The organism is Streptomyces sp. CAU 1734 (assembly GCF_039888735.1).
Lineage (GTDB): Bacteria > Actinomycetota > Actinomycetes > Streptomycetales > Streptomycetaceae > Streptomyces.
The window spans coordinates 381,361-398,568 of sequence record NZ_JBDQQP010000009.1; the positions used below are offsets into that span (position 1 = coordinate 381,361).

The following is a 17,208-nucleotide window of genomic DNA, read 5'->3' on the forward strand; positions in this document are numbered from 1 at the left end:
CGGGCGGACGGGGGCGGCGTCACCCGTCCGGCCGTGGTGGCGCGACCCGCTCATCGCCACCGGCGCGATGGTTCCGCTCTATGTGCTGTGGGCGGGGTGGCTGGGCACCGGCGGCGGCGATCTCGCGGCGCAGGTGGCGTGGACCGGCTTCGTGGAGCGGCATCCGTCGTCCGCGTACAACCTCTCCTGGTACGGCGGAACACACACCGCCAACTACAGCGTGCTGGCCCCTCCGCTGATGGCGGTGTTCGGGGTGCGGGCGGTCTCGGTGGCCGCCGGGCTCGGCGCGACCTGGGCGCTCTCCTGCCTTCTGACGCGCGCCCTGCGGACGTCCGGCGGGGTGCGGCCGCTCTGGCCCGCGCTGCTGGGCGCGTTCGCCATCTGGTGCAACATCGCCTCCGGGCGGACCACCTTCGCCCTCGGTGTCGCGCTCGGCCTGGTCGCGCTGGTGTATCTGCGCCGGCCGCTGATCTGCGCCGGCGGTGCGGCACTGGCCACCCTGGCGAGCCCGGTCGCGGGTCTCTTCCTGGTGGTGGCGGGCGCGGCACAGCTGCTGGACCGGCGGTGGCGCCGGGCGGTGCCGCTGCTGCTGCCCCCGGCGGCCGTGGTCGCGGCGACCACCGTGCTCTTCCCCTTCGGCGGGGAGATGCCGATGCCCTCAGGGAAGCTCTGGATGCCGTTGCTGACCTGCGCGGCGCTGGTGCTCGCCGCGCCGCCGAAGTGGCGGGTGGTGCGGTACGGGGCGGCGGTGTACGCCGTCGGGGTCGTCCTGACCTATGTCATCGCCTCGCCGATAGGGACGAATGTCGAACGGCTGGTGGGCCTGGCGGGACCGCCGGTGCTGCTGGCCGCGCTGCTGGCGCGCGCCTCCCGGTCGTCTCGGCAGAAGGCGGCCCGGCTGCTGCTGGCCGCGGTGGTCGTGGTGAACACCTGGTGGCTGGTCGACAAGACCGATGACGATCTGGAGGTCTCCACCACCGTGCCGGCGTGGGCCCGGAACACCGGCGGTGTGCTGCGGGAACTGGCACGGCTGGGCGCGGACCGCACCCGGGTGGAGGTGGTCCCGGCGCGCAATCACCGGGAGGCCGCCGTGCTCTCCCCGCACATCTCCATGGCCAAGGGGTGGAACCGCCAGCTCGATGTGGAGCGGGGCCGCCTCTTCTACGACGGCTCGCTGACCGAGTCCTCCTACCGGCAGTGGCTGGACCGCTGGGCGGTCGGCCTGGTGGTGCTGCCGCACGGCAAGGAGGACGGGCCGGCAAAGGGCGAGGCGGCGATCGTGCGCGGTGAGCCCGAGTGGCTGGAGCGGGTGTGGCGGGACGCGCACTGGACCGTCTACCGGGTCCGCGACGCGGTGCCGCTGGTGTCGTCCCCGGGCGAGGTGACCGGCGGCGACTCGGCGGAGCTGGCGGTGCGCATACCGGCGGCCGGTTCGGTGACGGTGCGGGTGGCGTACTCCCCCTGGCTGCGGGCGGAGGGTGCGTGTCTGGAGCCGGCCGGGGAGTGGACCCGGCTGACGGTGAAGCGGGCCGGCGAGTACCGGATCGGCTCGCCCTGGCGGCTGCCGTGGGCGGACCGGGGCTGCTGAGCCCGTACGCACACCCCGGTCACCCGTCCCGGCCGGGACGGGTGACCCCGGGCGGCGGTCAGATGGTCGCGGTGTCGATCACGAACCGGTACCGCACATCGCTCGCCAGGACCCGCTCGTACGCCTCATTGATCCGGTCGGCCGGGATCAGCTCGATGTCGGCGGCCAGTCCGTGCTCCGCGCAGAAGTCCAGCATCTCCTGCGTCTCCCGGATTCCGCCGATGCCCGACCCCGCCAGGGTCTTGCGGCCGGCCAGCAGTGAGAAGACGTTGAGGGACACGGGCTCCTCGGGCGCGCCCACGTTCACCAGCGCGCCGTCGGTCCTCAGCAGGGCGAGATAGCGGTCCAGCGGCAGCGGCGCGGAGACCGTGGAGATGATGAGGTCGAAGCTTCCGGCGAGCTGCTTGAAGGTGTCGTCGTCGCTGGTCGCGTAGTAGTGATCGGCGCCGAGCCGGATCCCGTCGTCCCGCTTGCGCAGCGACTGGCTGAGTACGGTCACCTCGGCCCCCAGCGCATGGGCGATCTTCACGCCCATGTGGCCGAGACCGCCGAGGCCGACGACGGCGATCTTCTTCCCGGGGCCCGCCTTCCAGTGGACGAGCGGCGAGTAGAGGGTGATCCCGGCGCAGAGCAGCGGGGCGGCGGCGTCCAACGGGAGGGCGTCCGGGATGCGTACGGTGTAGGCCGCGTCGACCACGATGTGGGTGGAGTATCCGCCCAGGGTGGTCTCACCGCCGCGGTCGGTGGAGTTGTAGGTGTAGACCGGGCCGTCGGAGCAGTACTGCTCCAGCCCGGCGCGGCAGTTGTCGCAGGTGCGGCAGGAGTCGACCATGCAGCCGACGCCGACGCGGTCGCCGGCGGCGAATCCGGTGACGCCCGGTCCCACCTCGGCCACGATGCCCGCTATCTCATGGCCGGGGACCATGGGGAAGGTGCCCTCGCCCCAGCCGTCGCGGGCCTGGTGGATGTCGGAGTGGCAGATGCCCGCGTACTTGATCTCGATGAGCACATCGTGCTCGCCCACCGGGCGGCGGGAAATGGTGGTGCGCTCCAGCGGTGCCCTGGCGGCGGGGGCGGCGTAGGCGGGAACACTGGTGACGGTCTGCGTGGTCATGGGCATCACTCTCGCAACATGGATCACTCGGAGCCAGCCCTTTCCCAAGCGTACGCCCGGGGTTCGTACCACTGGCAGGGTCAGGCCGGCCGGTCCGGGCACCGCCGATACTGGGCGCATGGACCAGCGTGCCGAACTCAGCGAATTCCTCCGCTCGCGCCGCGGCCGGCTGCGGCCGGCCGATGTCGGGCTGCCCGAGCTGGGCCGCCGCCGCAGGGTTCCCGGGCTGCGGCGGGAGGAGCTGGCGCAGCTCGCCGGGGTCTCGGTCGCGTACTACACCCGGCTGGAACAGGGGAACAGCGGGAATGTGTCGGCCGAGGTCCTCGACTCGATCGCGCGGGCGCTGCGGCTGAGCGAGGCGGAGCACTCCCATCTGAGCCACCTCGCCCGGCCGAAGCCGAAGAAGTACGGCCGGACGGTCCGGTCCCAGCGGCTGCGGCCCGCGCTCCAGCAGCTGATGGACTCGATGGAGTCGGTGCCCTCGTACGTCCTGGGGCGGCGGCTGGACATCCTGGGCTGGAACCGGATGGCCCGGGTGCTCCTCGGGGATTTCGCCGCGATGGAGCCGCACGAGCGGAACATGGCGCGGATGGTCTTCCTCGATCCCCGGGCGGCCGAGATCTATGTCGACCGGGAGCGGAAGGCGGTCGATGTGGTCAGCCTGCTGCGGATGTACGCGGGGTACTGCCCGGACGACGCGAAGCTGTCCGCGCTGGTCGGGGAGTTGTCGGTGCGCAGTGCGGAATTCCGCGGGCTCTGGGCGGCGCACACGGTGCAGGAGAAGGGACACGGCAGCAAGCTGATCCGTCATCCGCTGGTGGGCGAGATGACCCTGTTCTACGAGGCGCTGCGACCGCCGGAGGATCCCGAGCTGACCCTGGTCACCTATCACGCGGAGCCGGGCAGCCGGTCGGCGGAGTCGCTGCGGCTGCTGGCGGGGTGGGGGCCGGCCGAGCCGCCGGAGCCGGGGTCCGGGCCGCGCTCCGGGGCGCCGGACCGGACCGGGGCCGGGGGTGCGGCCACCGCCTGAACGACCGCCGAGGGCGGCGCCGCGGAAACGGCGCCGCCCTCGGCGGTGTGACGGACGATCGGCGGAGACGGTTGGTCCAGGGCACGTCATCCGCGCAGGCCATGGGCGCGCGTCATCGGCGGCCGCGCCGCCTGGCCGGCTGGAGGCGGGATCGGGCGGGAAGCGGGGTCAGACGGCGGAGCCGGTCTTCCACTTCGCCCAGTCCATGTTCCAGCCGTTGAGGCCGTTGTCCGGGGCGATGGTCTTGTCCTTGGAGTTCTTGACGATGACCACATCGCCGATCAGGGAGTTGTTGTAGAACCAGGCACCGTCGGCACCGGGGTTGTTGGCGCCCTTGACGTCCCGGAGGCCGACACAGCCGTGGCTGGTGTTCCGGTTGCCGAAGGCGTCGGCTCCCCAGTAGCTGCCGTGGATGAAGGTGCCGGAGGTGGAGAGCCGCATCGCGTGCGGGACGTCCTTGATGTCGTACTCGCCCTTGCCGTCCTTGCCGACGAAGCCGACCGTGGCGCCGTTCATCCGGGTCTCCTTGTACTTCTCGGAGATCACCATCTGTCCGTTGTAGGTCGGGGTGCTCGGGGCGCCCGCCGTGATCGGGATGGTCTTGACCGTCTTGCCGTCCTGCTGGATCTTCATCGTCTTCGACGCGGCGTCGACGGTGGAGACCTGATTGCGGCCGACCTTGAAGGTGACGGTCTTCTGCTGCACGCCGAAGACTCCGTCGCGCCCCTCGACGCCGTCCAGCGCCAGCTTGAGCGTGACGGTGGAATTCTCCTGCCAGTACTGCTCGGGGCGGAAGTCCAGCCGGCGCGAGTTGAACCAGTGGCCCACGACTTCCTGGCCGCTGCTGGAGGAGACGGTGATGCCGGACTGCACGGCCTTGCGGTCGGCGATGTCCTTGTCGAAGTTGATCGACACGGGCATGCCGACACCGACGGTGGAGTTGGCCTCGGGGGTGAAGGTGCCGATGAAGCTGTCACCCTGGGCGACGGTGGTGAAGGTGACGTTCTCGTACGCCAGCAGGCCCTTGGCGTCCTTGGCGGTGGCCGCGAGCTTGTAGCCGGTGGCCCGCTCCAGCTGGGCGTCCGGCTTCCAGCTCTTGCCGTCGGCGGAGAGCGTGCCCTTGACCGGTGTGCCCTCGGCGGTGGTGAGCTTGACCTCGGTGAGCGTGCCCTCGGCCACGGTGACCTTGCCGGCGTTGTTGATGCTGGCGTTGGTGGTGCCGGTCTTGGGCTGGACGGCTATTCGGGCCTGCGACGCCTCCTTGGCGGCCGCCTTGTCGGCCTCGGCCTGCGCCTGCTTCCCGTCCGACGAGGAGGAGCCGCCGTCCTTCTTCCCGCCGTCGTCGCTGCTACACCCCGACAGCACCAGCACACCGCTGAGCACCGCGGACGCGGCCATGAGGCCCTTGCGCCGCTTGCTGTCCGTCATCACACGCTTCTCCATCGTCGCCGATTTCCCCTGGACCGAACACACTGTTGAACACCCATGCCGGGCTGCGCGGTTCCTGCCGCCCGGCCGATGTGGGGAACGCCACTCGCCCACCCTCTATGCGGCCGGCATCCCCGTGACTCACCATCTTCGCTGGCGGGCTCTGCGCAGCCGCGAGCGGGGTGGGGACCCGCCCGGCTTTCCCATGACGTGTTCCTTTCACTAGCATCAGCGCATTCGGCCAACTTCAGGACGCCTCAAGGGAGATCGTGTCCGTGTCTGTCGCACGCCGACCGCTGCTGACCGCCACCGCCGCAGGGACACTGCTGTGCGCGCTGTGGTTCGTCCCCTCGGCGAATGCCACTGCCGAGCGTGCCATGTCCGAGAGCCAACAGGCCAGTACCGATTCGGTATCGGCGCAGCCCGTGCTCGCCGAGACCGGCAGCCCGAACACCGCTCCCTATCTGGTCGGCGGCACCGCTTTCCTGGGTGTCGGCATCGGTTTCGTGACCTACGCGGTGCGCCGCCGGGGCCCGGCCGGATCGTGACCCGGGGGGTACGGGGCCGGCCCGATCGGCCGGCCGCGTACCCCCGTCGCGTCAGCCCAGCGGGCCGGTGATCTGTTCCACGGCGGCGATCAGGCCGCCCTCCCGGACGAAGACGTCCGCCGCCTCCAGGTCGGGGGCGAGGAAGCGATCCGGCCCCGGCCCGCCGGCGCCGGCCGCGCGCAGGGCCCCGATGGCGGCGCGCGAGGCGGGGGCGGGGGTCAGCCCGTGCCGGAGCTCGATCGCCCGGGTGGCCGCGTACAGCTCGACGGCGATGATCCGGCCCAGCGCGGCGACGGAGATGCGGAGTTTGCGCGCGGCCGACCAGCCCATCGAGACATGGTCCTCCTGCATCGCGGACGAGGGGATGGAGTCCGCGGACGCCGGGACCGCGAGCCGCTTCATCTCGGCGACCAGCGCGGCCTGGGTGTACTGAGCGATCATCAGCCCCGAGTCGACACCCGGGTCGTCGGCGAGGAAGGGCGGCAGCCCGTGGCTGCGGTTCTTGTCGAGCAGCCGGTCGGTGCGGCGCTCGGCGATGGAGCCGAGGTCGGCGGCGACGATGGCGAGGAAGTCGAGGACATACGCGACGGGCGCGCCGTGGAAGTTGCCGTTGGACTCCACCCGGCCGCCCCCGGCGCCGTCGGGGAGGACCACGGGGTTGTCCACGGCGGCGGCGAGCTCCCGCTCGGCGACCAGCCGGGCATGGGCGAGGGTGTCCCGTCCGGCCCCCGCGACCTGCGGCGCGCACCGCACCGAGTAGGCGTCCTGGACCCGGGGGGCCTCGTCCTGCTGGAAGTGGCCGGTGAGTCCGGAGCCCTTGAGCACGGCGCTCATATTGGCCGCGGAGACGCTCTGGCCGGGGTGCGGGCGGATGGCGTGCAGTTCGGGGGCGAGCACCTTCCCGGTCCCGAGCAGGGCTTCGAGCGAGAGCGCGGCGGTGATGTCGGCCGAGACATAGAGCCGCTGGAGGTCGGCGAGCGCCATCACCAGCATGCCGAGCATGCCGTCGGTGCCGTTGAGCAGCGCCAGGCCCTCCTTCTCGCGCAGTTCGACGGGCTCGATACCGGCCTCGGCGAGGAGTTCGGCGGCGGGGCGCACCCGTCCGTCGGGGCCCTCGGCGTCCCCCTCGCCCATGAGGGTCAGGGCGCAGTGGGAGAGCGGCGCGAGGTCGCCGGAGCAGCCGAGGGAACCGTACTCGTGAACGACGGGGGTGATACCGGCGTTCAGTACCGCGGCCATGGTCAGCGCCACCTCGGGGCGCACCCCGGTATGACCGGAGCAGACCGTCTTCAGCCGCAGGAACATCAGCGCGCGGACCACCTCGCGCTCGACGTGCGGTCCCATGCCGGCGGCATGCGAGCGGACGATGTTGCGCTGGAGCTGCACACGCAGGCCGTGGTCGATGTGCCGGGTCGCGAGGGCGCCGAAGCCGGTGGAGACGCCGTAGACGGGCTCGGGCTTGGCGGCCAGCGTGTCCACGACGGCCCGGGCCGCGGCGAGGGCGGCGCGGGCGTCGGCGGAGATCTCGACCCGGGCACCCGCGCGGGCCACGGCGATGACGTCATCGGCGGTGGTACCGGACGTCCCCACCACGACTGTATGCATATCCATATTCAGCAGCGTACGGACTGAATTGCAGCATGTCACTAGGGGTCGGCCGGTGATCCTCCGCGCTCCGCGGCAGCTCAGATCCCGTCCTCCGGGGGAGATTCGCGCCCGGGCCGCACACCCCGGAAGGCCCGGCGCTCCGCATGCGGCAGCCGGGGCGGGGTGTCCGCGAGCCGGAGTACGGTGCCGTCGCGGCCCGCGACCACCGGCTTCGGGGAGCGGTCCGCCTTGGCGCGGTACTGGGCGGCGTCCGCCAGCCGGAAGAGCCGGCGGGCGGTGCGCACCTGCCCGATCGGATCGCCGGTGGAGGCGACCCCGCAGGCCACGCCCTCCCCGAGCGTCATCCGGGCGGCCCTCGCGCAGAGTTCACCGGCGACCCTGACGACATCGTCGGCGGCGGGCCCGACACAGACCAGACAGAACTCGTCCCCGCCGAGCCGGGCGGCGAGGGCGCCGGGGAGCATCGCGCCGCAGAGGGAGAGCACCGAGCCGAAGCGTTCCAGCAGCCGGTCGCCGACGGCGTGGCCATGGGTGTCATTGACCCGCTTGAGCCCGTTGAGATCGCAGACGACCAGGCTGACGACGGTGCCGTCGGCCCGGTGGCGCTCCACGGCCTCGTCGAGCCGCATGTCGACGGCGCGGCGGTTGGCGAGGCCGGTGAGGGGGTCGGTGAAGGCGAGCCGGCGGACCTCCTCCAGCCGTTCGGCCTGCGCGATCCCGGAGGCGATGACCGAGGCGAGGACGGTGGCGAAGTCGGCGTCGTCGCGCCCGAAGACGGCCGCGCCGAGCGGCCGGGCCACATAGAGCTCGCCCCAGGCCCGCCCGTGCAGCACGATCGGGGCCACCACACAGCATCCCCGCCCGCGCCGCCGGAGCGCGGCGACCCGGCCGTCGGGTGGTGCGGAGGGGTGCCGGTAGCCGCGGTGGAGGGTGTGCGCCCGGCCGCCCTCCCAGGCGACGGGGCCGTCCACCGACTCCACCCAGGCGTCCGGCTCGCCGCCCCCCGCCCACTGCTCGTGGAGAAATTCGGTGATCTCGGGGAAACGATTGACCGGATAGGTCTCGGACTCCGGGAACTCCTCCTCCCCCGGGGCGCGTTCACCCGCGTTCACCAGCACCTTGAGCCGCCCCAGCTCCCGCTCCCAGACGGAGAGCGCGGCGAAGGAGCCGGCCAGCGCCGAGCGGGCCCCTTCCGCGGCGGCCCGCCAGAACTCACGGGGAGTGTGCGCGACGGCCATCGCCTGTGCCAGCGCCACCACGGCTCGCAACTGCCGATCCTCAGCCATCATCCCAGCTTAGGGAGGTTTATGAGGTTTTGATCAGTTGACGGAAACGTGTGCCACCGGGTCGGCGGACAGCCGCCCGGGCGGCTGTCCGCGAACCGGGCGGCCGGGCGGGGACGGACGGCCGCGCCCCGGCCCGGAAGGGTCACTCGCCCGGCCACTCCGGCTTGCGCTTCTCGTTGAACGCGGCGACGCCCTCCGCCCGGTCGCCGGAGAAGGCCACCGAGCGCCAGGCCGCGTCCTCCACCTCCAGGCCCGCCCGCTGATCCAGCCCCTGCCCGAGCCGCAGCGCCCGCTTGGCGGCGCGCAGGCCGACCGGGGAGTTCTCGGCGATCCGCGCCGCCAGGGCCAGGGCCTCGGTCCGGGCGTCCTCGGCCGCCAGATCCACCAGGCCGAGCTCCCGGGCCTCCGCGGCACCCACCCGGCGCGCGGTGAAGATCAGCTCGGCGGCGCGGGCGGCGCCCACCCGGCGCGGCAGGAGCTGGGTGCCGCCGCCGCCGGGAATGACCCCGACCGAGACCTCCGGCAGCCCCACCACGGCGGTGGCGTCGGCGACGATCAGATCGCAGGCCAGGGCCAGCTCGAATCCGCCGCCGAGGGCGAAGCCGTGCACCGCGGCGATGGCGGGCATGGGCAGCTCCAGGACCCCGGTGTAGGCGGCCCGGGTGGTGGGCCGCTGCCGGAGCAGATCGGCGTCCGTGAAGGAGTTGCGCTCCTTGAGGTCGGCGCCGACACAGAAGGCGCGTTCGTGGGAGGAGGTGAGCACCGTGACCCTGACGGCCGGATCGGCGGCGAGCGCGGCACAGGCCGCGGAGAGGGCGCGGGCCATCCCGGTGGAGATGGCGTTCATCGCACCGGGGCGGTCCAGCACCAGCTCGGCGACATGGCCGTGATGGTGGACGAGTACATGTTCACCGAAGCGCTGCGACGCGGAGTCGGACATCAGGACACCCTCCCGGTTAACGACGGTTCACCGGATCATAGGACCCGGCCGGGCGCCGGGGGGGGGAGCGGGTGTCAGCGCTGCGGGCGCCGCGCGAGCAGCCAGGGCTCCACGACCCCGAGCCCGCGCACCGGCCGCTGCCACATGGGCTGGAGCGCGAACCGGTACGGCGCCGGGGCCTCGCCCTCCTTCTCCGCCGCGGCGGCTTCCTCCGCCGCCCGGGTCTCGGACTGGGGCGCGTCCCCCGTCCGTATCAGCTCCTCGGCGAAGGCACCGTCCACCAGCACCGCGTCCTTCGGCGCTATGGAGGTGAGCCGGCTGGCCAGATTGACGGTGGTGCCGAAGACATCGCCCATCCGGGTGGTGACGGTGCCGAAGGCGATGCCGACCCGGAGTGCGGGCATCATGTCGTCGTTGTTCATCGCGTCGATCAGCCGCAGGGCGATCTCGGACGCGGTGCCCGCGTCGTCGGCGGCGTACAGCACCTCGTCGCCGAGCGTCTTGATCAGCCGGCCGCCGTGCGCGGCGACCAGGTCGGCGGCGGTGGTCTCGAACGACTCGACCAGCTCGCCCAGTTCCTCCTCCTCCAGCCGGCGGGTCAGCCGGGTGAAGCCGACCAGATCGGCGAAGCCCACCGCGAGCCGCCGGTCGACCATCTCCTCGTCGTCCGCCGCCTGGACCACCCGGCCGGTAGCGGCGGCGAGCTGCCGGCGCCAGACGTAGACCAGGAACTCCTCCAGCTCCGGGAGGAGCAGCTCGATCAGGGGATAGGTGACCTCGGTACGGGTCATTCCGGGCTCGGGCGGCTCGGTCAGGCCCTCCAGGAAGGAATCGATCTGCCACTCCGCCAGCCGGGCGGTGGTCTGCCCGGTGGAGCGGGCCACCTGGATCGCCATCGGCTCGCTGAGGAGCCCGGCCTCCACCAGACCCGCGAGCCGGCGCAGGGCGAGCACATCGGCCTCGGTGAGCGCCTTCGCCTGGCCGATGTCGGCGAAGCCCATCGCCCGCCAGAAGCGGGAGGCCAGCTCCATGGAGACACCGGCGGTGCGGGCCGCCTGGAAGGGTGTGTAGCGGCGGTCGGCGCCGAGGATCAGCTGCTCCAGCCGGATCGCGAGGGGATCGTCCGTGGGCTCCGCGGTGTGGTCGACGGCGTGGTGCGGGTGCGGGTGCACGGATCCTGACGACCCAGACGCCCCAGACGACCCGGACGACCCCGACACCGCCGGCGAACCGGCCGACGGCGAGGAGATGGAGAACCGCGAGACGCCGGCCGGACCGGAATCCGCGGGCCGCGCGGCACCGGAGGCCCCGGATCCGCCGTTACCGGCGGCGGCGAGGGGTGCGGCGGGCGGATCCGAGGGCATGACGGAGCCTCCTGGCGCACCCGCGCCGGAAGTGGTGTCGTCGCCGGTCACCAGCCGCCTCCTGCCCGTTCCCTGCCCACTTCCCTGCCGATCTCGATCTATCGCTCGATCGCCTCAACGATACGGCAGGTGTGCCCTGGCTCACGTCCTCGTCGCGGTGCCGGGCTCCTCCGGGTTCGCGGCCGGCGGCCGTACGGGACCGCCGGGGCCGCCCCGGCCGGGTACGGGCCCGCTCCGGACCCCCCGCCGCGACCGCCCGCGCTCACCCCGCGGGCCGCAGATGCACGATGTCCCCCGCGCCGACGGCCTCCCGCGGCCCGCCGTCCGCCGGGGCCAGCACCAGCCGTCCGTCGCCGTCCAGCGCCACCGCCTCACCGGTGACCGAGCGTCCGCCGGGCAGCTCCGCCCGCACCGTACGGCCGAGGGTGGCGCACCCCGCCGCGTACGCCTCCTGGAGACGGGAGGCCACCGGGTCGCCGCCGACGGCGCGCCACTCCTCGTACCAATCGGCCAGCGAGCGCAGCACCGCCCGCAGCAGCGGGTCGCGGTCGGTGGAGACCGCGTTCGCCAGCAGCAGCGATCCGGCCCCGGGAACCGGCAGCTCGTCCTCACGGAGCGTGACATTGATGCCGATGCCGATCACCACGGCGTCGGCGCCCGCCCGCTCGGCGAGGATGCCGCCCGCCTTGCGCTCCCCGCCGCCCGCCCTCACCAGCAGGTCATTGGGCCATTTGAGGGACATGTCCACTCCGGCCGCCCGGCTCAGCCCGGCTGCGGCGGCCACCCCGGCGAGCAGCGGCAGCCAGCCCCAGCGCTCCTGCGGGACCCCGGGACCGGGCCTGAGCAGCACCGAGAAGAACAGACCCGACCTCGGCGGCGCTGTCCAGACCCGGTCGAGCCGGCCTCGTCCGGCGCTCTGCTCCTCGGCGACCAGCACCGCGCCCTCGGCCGAGTCCGCGGCCCGCGCGGCGAGATCGGAATTCGTGGATCCGGTGGCGGGTACAACATCGAAGGAAGTCCACAGCGCGTCCGGCCGCAGCAGGGCGCGGCGCAGCGCGGGCGCGTTGAGCGGTGGCCGGTCCAGGTCGGACCAGCGGTTACCGGGCGCATTGAGAGGCGTCATGCAAGCCAGCGTAGGTGTGGTGAACACCGCACTGCCGAACCGTATCCGCGCCGATACGCTACGGGGCAGTAGCTCGGCCCCGGGCCAAGGCAGGCCCGTCCGTGACTCGTGCCCGCCACCAGCCCAGCCCGCCCGCAGCTCCGTCCCGCAGCCGGCTCAGCCCGGCCGCCCGCGCATCCGAACCGCTGCCCCGCGTCGTCCGCGGGACCGGACCCGCCGCCTCCGCTCACCCCAGCCACCCCCCTCCTCCCCAGATCCGTCCGCCGGCCGCCCCAGAGCGGCCGGCCAGTCAGGGGAGCCCCATCCCGATGTCCGAGCCGGAACAGATCGACATACACACCACCGCGGGGAAGATCGCGGATCTTCAGCGCCGTACCGACGAGGCCGGCCACGCCGGCTCGGCACGGGCGGTGGAGAAGCAGCACGCGAAGGGCAAACTGACCGCCCGCGAGCGGGTCGATCTGCTCCTGGACGAAGGGTCCTTCGTCGAGCTGGACGAATTCGCCCGGCACCGCTCCAGCAGCTTCGGCCTGGAGAACACCCGGCCGTACGGGGACGGCGTCGTCACCGGCTACGGCACCGTCGACGGCCGCCCGGTCGCCGTCTTCTCCCAGGACTTCACGGTCTTCGGCGGCGCGCTCGGCGAGGTCTACGGCCAGAAGATCATCAAGGTGATGGACTTCGCCCTCAAGACCGGCTGTCCGGTCATCGGCATCAACGACTCCGGCGGGGCGCGGATCCAGGAGGGCGTGAGCGCGCTCGGCATGTACGGCGAGATCTTCCGCCGCAACACCCACGCCTCGGGCGTCATCCCACAGATCTCGCTGGTCGTCGGCCCGTGCGCGGGCGGCGCGGTGTACTCCCCCGCCATCACCGATTTCACCGTGATGGTGGACCGGACCTCGCACATGTTCATCACCGGACCGGATGTCATCAAGACGGTCACCGGCGAGGACGTCGGCTTCGAGGCACTGGGCGGCGCCCGCACCCACAACACCACCTCGGGGGTGGCCCACCATCTGGCGGCCGACGAGAAGGACGCCGTCGAGTACGTGAAGTCGCTGCTGTCCTATCTGCCGTCGAACAACCTCTCCGAGCCGCCCGCCTTCCCGGAGGAGGCGGAACTGGAGCGGACCCCCGCCGACCGGGAGCTGGACGCGCTCATCCCGGACAGCGCGAATCAGCCGTACGACATGCACACGGTCATCGAGCACGTGCTGGACGAGGGCGAGTTCCTGGAGACACAGACCCTCTTCGCGCCGAACATCGTCACCGGCTTCGGGCGGGTGGAGGGCTTCCCGGTCGGGGTGGTCGCCAATCAGCCGATGCAGTTCGCGGGCTGTCTGGACATCAACGCCTCGGAGAAGGCCGCCCGCTTCGTGCGCACCTGCGACGCCTTCAACATCCCGGTGCTCACCTTCGTGGACGTGCCCGGCTTCCTGCCCGGGGTGGACCAGGAGTACGGCGGCATCATCCGCCGGGGCGCCAAGCTGATCTACGCCTACGCGGAGGCGACCGTCCCGCTGATCACGGTGATCACCCGGAAGGCGTTCGGCGGCGCGTACGACGTGATGGGGTCCAAGCACCTGGGCGCCGATCTCAATCTCGCCTGGCCGACCGCGCAGATCGCGGTGATGGGCGCGCAGGGCGCGGTGAACATCCTGCACCGCCGCGCGCTCACCGCGATCGAGGACCCCGAGGAGGCGGAGGCCACCCGGGCCCGGCTGATCCAGGAGTACGAGGACGCGCTGCTCAACCCGTACACGGCGGCCGAGCGGGGGTACATCGACGCGGTGATCGCCCCCGCGGACACCAGGGCGCAGGTCGTGCGCGGACTCCGCCAGCTGCGGACGAAGCGGGAGAGCCTGCCGCCGAGGAAGCACGGCAACATCCCCCTCTGAGAGGACAGGGAAAATGATCAAGGTCGTGAGGGGTAATCCGACCCCGGAGGAGCTGGCCGCCGCACTGGCGGTGGTCCGGGCGCGCGCCGCGGCGACGGCATGGGCGCCGGAGGGGGCGGCGCCGCGGCAGCAGTGGTCGGACCCGGCCCGTATCGCCCGCGCGGACACTCCACCGCCCGGCCCCCGGGCATGGGCCCGCACCTACTGGCCGGCTTAGGGAGTACGCCCTCCGGGGTACGGGCGGCCGTACCCCGGAGTGTGGCGCGGCCCACCCCCCGTTTGAGTACTCGTACTCAGGCGTCCGCTCCGGCGCCGGAGCACTATCGAGGCATGCTGTGGTCAGACCCCGACAACGAACCGACGAAGGAACTCCGCGAGACGCAGGCCATGATGCGCCGCGCGGGTCTGCTGCTGGCGCTGGCCATGGTGATCGGGATGTTCGTGGTGGGGCTGCGCTGAGCTCCCCCTAACATGGCGGCATGACCGCCCGAACCCCCCGCCTCGTCCTCGCCTCCGCCTCGCCCGCCCGGCTCCGTCTGCTGCGGGAGGCGGGTTTCGCCCCCGAGGTGATCGTCAGCGGTGTCGACGAGGACGCCATCAGCGCCCCGTCCCCCGCCGAGCTCGCCCTGGTCCTCGCGGAGGCGAAGGCCGCGGTCGTCGCCGCCCTCCCCGAAGTCGCCGGAGCCCTGGTCATCGGCTGTGACTCGGTACTGGACCTGGACGGCGAGGCGCTGGGCAAGCCCGCGGACAGCGAGGAGGCCACGGCGCGCTGGAAGGCGATGCGGGGCCGCTCCGGGGTACTGCGCACGGGCCACTGCGTGACCGACACCGCCACCGGCCGGATCGCCTCCGCGACCGCGTCCACGACGGTGCGCTTCGGGGAGCCCACGGATGCCGAGATCGCCGCGTACGTGGCCACCGGCGAGCCTCTCCGGGTGGCGGGCGCCTTCACCCTCAGCGGTCTGTCGGCGCCCTTCATCAGGGGAATCGACGGCGACCACGGCAATGTGATCGGCATTTCGCTTCCGCTGCTCCGTGAACTCCTCGCCGAACTCGGCTACTCGGTCACCGACCTCTGGGCCTGACGGCGGGGGCCGGGCCGGCCCCCGCCGTACGCCCGCCCCGACCGGCCGGACCGCAAAGAATCATTGGACCCTTCGTAGGGACCCAACAAAGAAACACGTTCGCCCGCTGGGCTCCCGGACAGAGACCTGCACCGGGCAACAGGGCTAATGTGCGGAGAAGAAACCCGTCGTACCGTGGTGCGACAAGGGATTTCGCGACTTGCGCGAGACTCGAATCACGCTCTGTGTGGGCAAGCTCACCAATGGGGACGGGTCGTAAGGCCGTGTCGGCAGTCCCTAAACTCAGCTTGTTCCAAGGAGGGAGCCATCGTGCGCAAGGTGCTCATCGCCAACCGTGGCGAAATCGCTGTCCGCGTTGCCCGTGCCTGCCGGGACGCCGGGATCGCGAGCGTAGCCGTCTACGCCGACCCCGACCGTGACGCGCTGCACGTCCGCGCGGCGGATGAGGCGTTCGCCCTGGGCGGTGACACACCGGCCGCCAGTTATCTGGACATGGCCAAGGTACTCCAGGCCGCCGCCGACTCCGGCGCGGACGCCGTCCACCCCGGGTACGGATTCCTCTCCGAGAACGCCGAGTTCGCCCAGGCCGTCCTCGACGCGGGCCTGACCTGGATCGGCCCGCCGCCGTCCGCGATCCGCGACCTCGGCGACAAGGTCGCCGCCCGCCACATCGCCCAGCGCGCCGGCGCCCCCCTCGTCGCCGGCACCCCGGACCCGGTCTCCGGCGCCGGCGAGGTCGTCGCCTTCGCGGAGGAACACGGCCTGCCCATCGCGATCAAGGCCGCCTTCGGCGGCGGCGGCCGCGGCCTCAAGGTCGCCCGCACCCTCGAAGAGGTCCCCGAACTCTACGACTCCGCCGTCCGCGAGGCCGTCGCCGCCTTCGGCCGCGGCGAATGCTTCGTCGAGCGCTACCTCGACCGGCCCCGCCACGTCGAGACCCAGTGCCTCGCCGACAGCCACGGCAACGTCGTCGTCGTCTCCACCCGCGACTGCTCCCTCCAGCGCCGCCACCAGAAACTCGTCGAGGAAGCCCCCGCCCCCTTCCTCACCGACGCACAGAACGCCGAGCTGTACGCGGCCTCCAAAGCCATCCTCAAGGAAGCCGGCTACATCGGCGCCGGCACCGTCGAATTCCTCGTCGGCACCGACGGCACCATCTCCTTCCTCGAGGTCAACACCCGCCTCCAGGTCGAACACCCCGTCACCGAAGAAGTCAGCGGCATCGACCTGGTCCGCGAAATGTTCCGCATCGCCGACGGCGAACCCCTCGGCTACGACGACCCGCCCCTGCGCGGCCACTCCTTCGAATTCCGCATCAACGGCGAGGACCCCGGACGCGGCTTCCTCCCCGCCCCCGGCACCGTCACCACCTTCAACCCCCCCACCGGCCCCGGCATCCGCCTCGACGCCGGCGTCGAATCCGGCTCCGTCATCGGCCCCGCCTGGGACTCCCTCCTCGCCAAACTCATCGTCACCGGCGCCACCCGCGAACAGGCACTCCAGCGCGCCGCCCGCGCCCTGGACGAATTCACCGTCGAAGGCATGGCCACCGCCATCCCCTTCCACCGCGCCGTCGTCACCGACCCCGCCTTCACCAGCGACCCCTTCCGCGTCCACACCCGCTGGATCGAAACCGAGTTCACCAACGACATCAAGGCCTTCACCGCACCGGCCGAAACCGACACCGAGGACGAACCCGGCCGCGAAACCGTCGTCGTCGAAGTCGGCGGCAAACGCCTCGAAGTCTCCCTCCCCACCTCCCTCGGCATGACCCTCGCCCGCACCGGCCTCGCCGCCGGAGCCCGCCCCAAACGCCGCGCCGCCAAAAAAACCGCCTCGGCCGCCTCCGGCGACACCCTCACCTCACCCATGCAGGGCACCATCGTCAAAGTCGCCGTCGAAGAAGGCCAACACGTCCAGGAAGGCGACCTCATCGTCGTCCTCGAAGCCATGAAAATGGAACAACCCCTCAACGCACACCGCACCGGAACAGTCAAAGCACTCACCGCCGAAATCGGCACCTCCCTCTCCTCCGGCGCCCCCATCTGCGACATCAAAGACTGACACCCCACCCCCGCGCCCGGACCCCACAACCACAAGTCCGGGCGCGGCCCCCTCCAACGAGGACCGAACCCTCTGCACCCTCGCCCCGTGGGCGCGGGGACCTTCCCCGGGGCCCCGCCCCACACCCGG

General features: G+C 72.2%; 15 protein-coding genes. 8 read left to right on the forward strand and 7 right to left on the reverse strand.

Annotated elements, in window-relative coordinates:
* Positions 1-67: 67 nt before the first annotated feature.
* A complete protein-coding gene (locus AAFN69_RS19825; protein ID WP_347729934.1) occupies positions 68-1,588 on the forward strand; it encodes a hypothetical protein in 1,521 nt (506 codons plus the stop codon).
* Positions 1,589-1,646: 58 nt separating this feature from the next.
* Here AAFN69_RS19825 and AAFN69_RS19830 read toward each other — a convergent pair whose 3' ends face one another.
* On the reverse strand, positions 1,647-2,702 hold the full coding sequence (locus tag AAFN69_RS19830; protein WP_347729888.1) for an NAD(P)-dependent alcohol dehydrogenase: 1,056 nt from the start codon (positions 2,700-2,702) through the stop codon (positions 1,647-1,649).
* A gap of 118 nt (positions 2,703-2,820) precedes the next feature.
* On the opposite strand from AAFN69_RS19830, the gene AAFN69_RS19835 reads away from it, so the two are divergent.
* Positions 2,821-3,732 carry a helix-turn-helix transcriptional regulator gene (locus AAFN69_RS19835; RefSeq protein ID WP_347729889.1) on the forward strand — a complete coding sequence of 304 codons (912 nt, stop codon included), beginning with the start codon at positions 2,821-2,823 and terminating at the stop codon, positions 3,730-3,732.
* Between the two features lie 168 nt (positions 3,733-3,900).
* Here AAFN69_RS19835 and AAFN69_RS19840 read toward each other — a convergent pair whose 3' ends face one another.
* Positions 3,901-5,175, reverse strand: a complete 1,275-nt coding sequence (locus tag AAFN69_RS19840) for an Ig-like domain-containing protein (protein ID WP_347729890.1) — start codon at positions 5,173-5,175, stop codon at positions 3,901-3,903.
* Between the two features lie 260 nt (positions 5,176-5,435).
* Here AAFN69_RS19840 and AAFN69_RS19845 point away from each other — a divergent pair, with 260 nt between their 5' ends.
* Positions 5,436-5,708 (forward strand): hypothetical protein, encoded by a 273-nt coding sequence (locus AAFN69_RS19845; protein ID WP_347729891.1) that lies wholly within the window; start codon positions 5,436-5,438, stop codon positions 5,706-5,708.
* A gap of 51 nt (positions 5,709-5,759) precedes the next feature.
* On the opposite strand, the gene hutH is transcribed toward AAFN69_RS19845, so the two are convergent.
* From hutH to AAFN69_RS19870, 5 genes are all read right to left on the reverse strand, one after another.
* The gene (gene hutH, locus AAFN69_RS19850) at positions 5,760-7,313 is read right to left on the reverse strand and encodes a histidine ammonia-lyase (protein ID WP_347729935.1); all 1,554 of its coding nucleotides are present in this window, start codon (positions 7,311-7,313) and stop codon (positions 5,760-5,762) included.
* Positions 7,314-7,393: 80 nt separating this feature from the next.
* Positions 7,394-8,602: a sensor domain-containing diguanylate cyclase gene (locus AAFN69_RS19855; RefSeq protein WP_347729892.1), complete on the reverse strand. Its 1,209-nt coding sequence runs from the start codon at positions 8,600-8,602 to the stop codon at positions 7,394-7,396.
* 142 nt (positions 8,603-8,744) lie between these two features.
* Complete coding sequence (locus AAFN69_RS19860; RefSeq protein WP_347729893.1) at positions 8,745-9,542, reverse strand: enoyl-CoA hydratase-related protein; 798 nt, start codon at positions 9,540-9,542, stop codon at positions 8,745-8,747.
* A gap of 74 nt (positions 9,543-9,616) precedes the next feature.
* The gene (locus AAFN69_RS19865; RefSeq protein WP_347729894.1) at positions 9,617-10,957 is read right to left on the reverse strand and encodes an adenylate/guanylate cyclase domain-containing protein; all 1,341 of its coding nucleotides are present in this window, start codon (positions 10,955-10,957) and stop codon (positions 9,617-9,619) included.
* 211 nt (positions 10,958-11,168) lie between these two features.
* A complete protein-coding gene (locus AAFN69_RS19870; RefSeq protein ID WP_347729895.1) occupies positions 11,169-12,029 on the reverse strand; it encodes a biotin--[acetyl-CoA-carboxylase] ligase in 861 nt (286 codons plus the stop codon).
* A 308-nt stretch (positions 12,030-12,337) separates the two neighbouring features.
* Between AAFN69_RS19870 and AAFN69_RS19875 the strand changes: the two genes are divergently transcribed.
* The 5 genes from AAFN69_RS19875 (at position 12,338) to AAFN69_RS19895 (ending at position 17,079) form a co-directional block, all read left to right on the forward strand.
* Complete coding sequence (locus AAFN69_RS19875) at positions 12,338-13,930, forward strand: acyl-CoA carboxylase subunit beta (protein WP_347729896.1); 1,593 nt, start codon at positions 12,338-12,340, stop codon at positions 13,928-13,930.
* Between the two features lie 13 nt (positions 13,931-13,943).
* The gene (locus AAFN69_RS19880) at positions 13,944-14,147 is read left to right on the forward strand and encodes an acyl-CoA carboxylase epsilon subunit (protein WP_347729897.1); all 204 of its coding nucleotides are present in this window, start codon (positions 13,944-13,946) and stop codon (positions 14,145-14,147) included.
* Between the two features lie 113 nt (positions 14,148-14,260).
* Positions 14,261-14,389, forward strand: a complete 129-nt coding sequence (locus AAFN69_RS19885; protein ID WP_347729898.1) for a hypothetical protein — start codon at positions 14,261-14,263, stop codon at positions 14,387-14,389.
* Positions 14,390-14,409: 20 nt separating this feature from the next.
* On the forward strand, positions 14,410-15,015 hold the full coding sequence (locus AAFN69_RS19890; protein ID WP_347729899.1) for a nucleoside triphosphate pyrophosphatase: 606 nt from the start codon (positions 14,410-14,412) through the stop codon (positions 15,013-15,015).
* Between the two features lie 309 nt (positions 15,016-15,324).
* Positions 15,325-17,079, forward strand: coding sequence for a biotin carboxylase N-terminal domain-containing protein (locus AAFN69_RS19895; protein ID WP_347729900.1), 1,755 nt, complete (start codon positions 15,325-15,327; stop codon positions 17,077-17,079).
* Positions 17,080-17,208 lie beyond the last annotated feature (129 nt).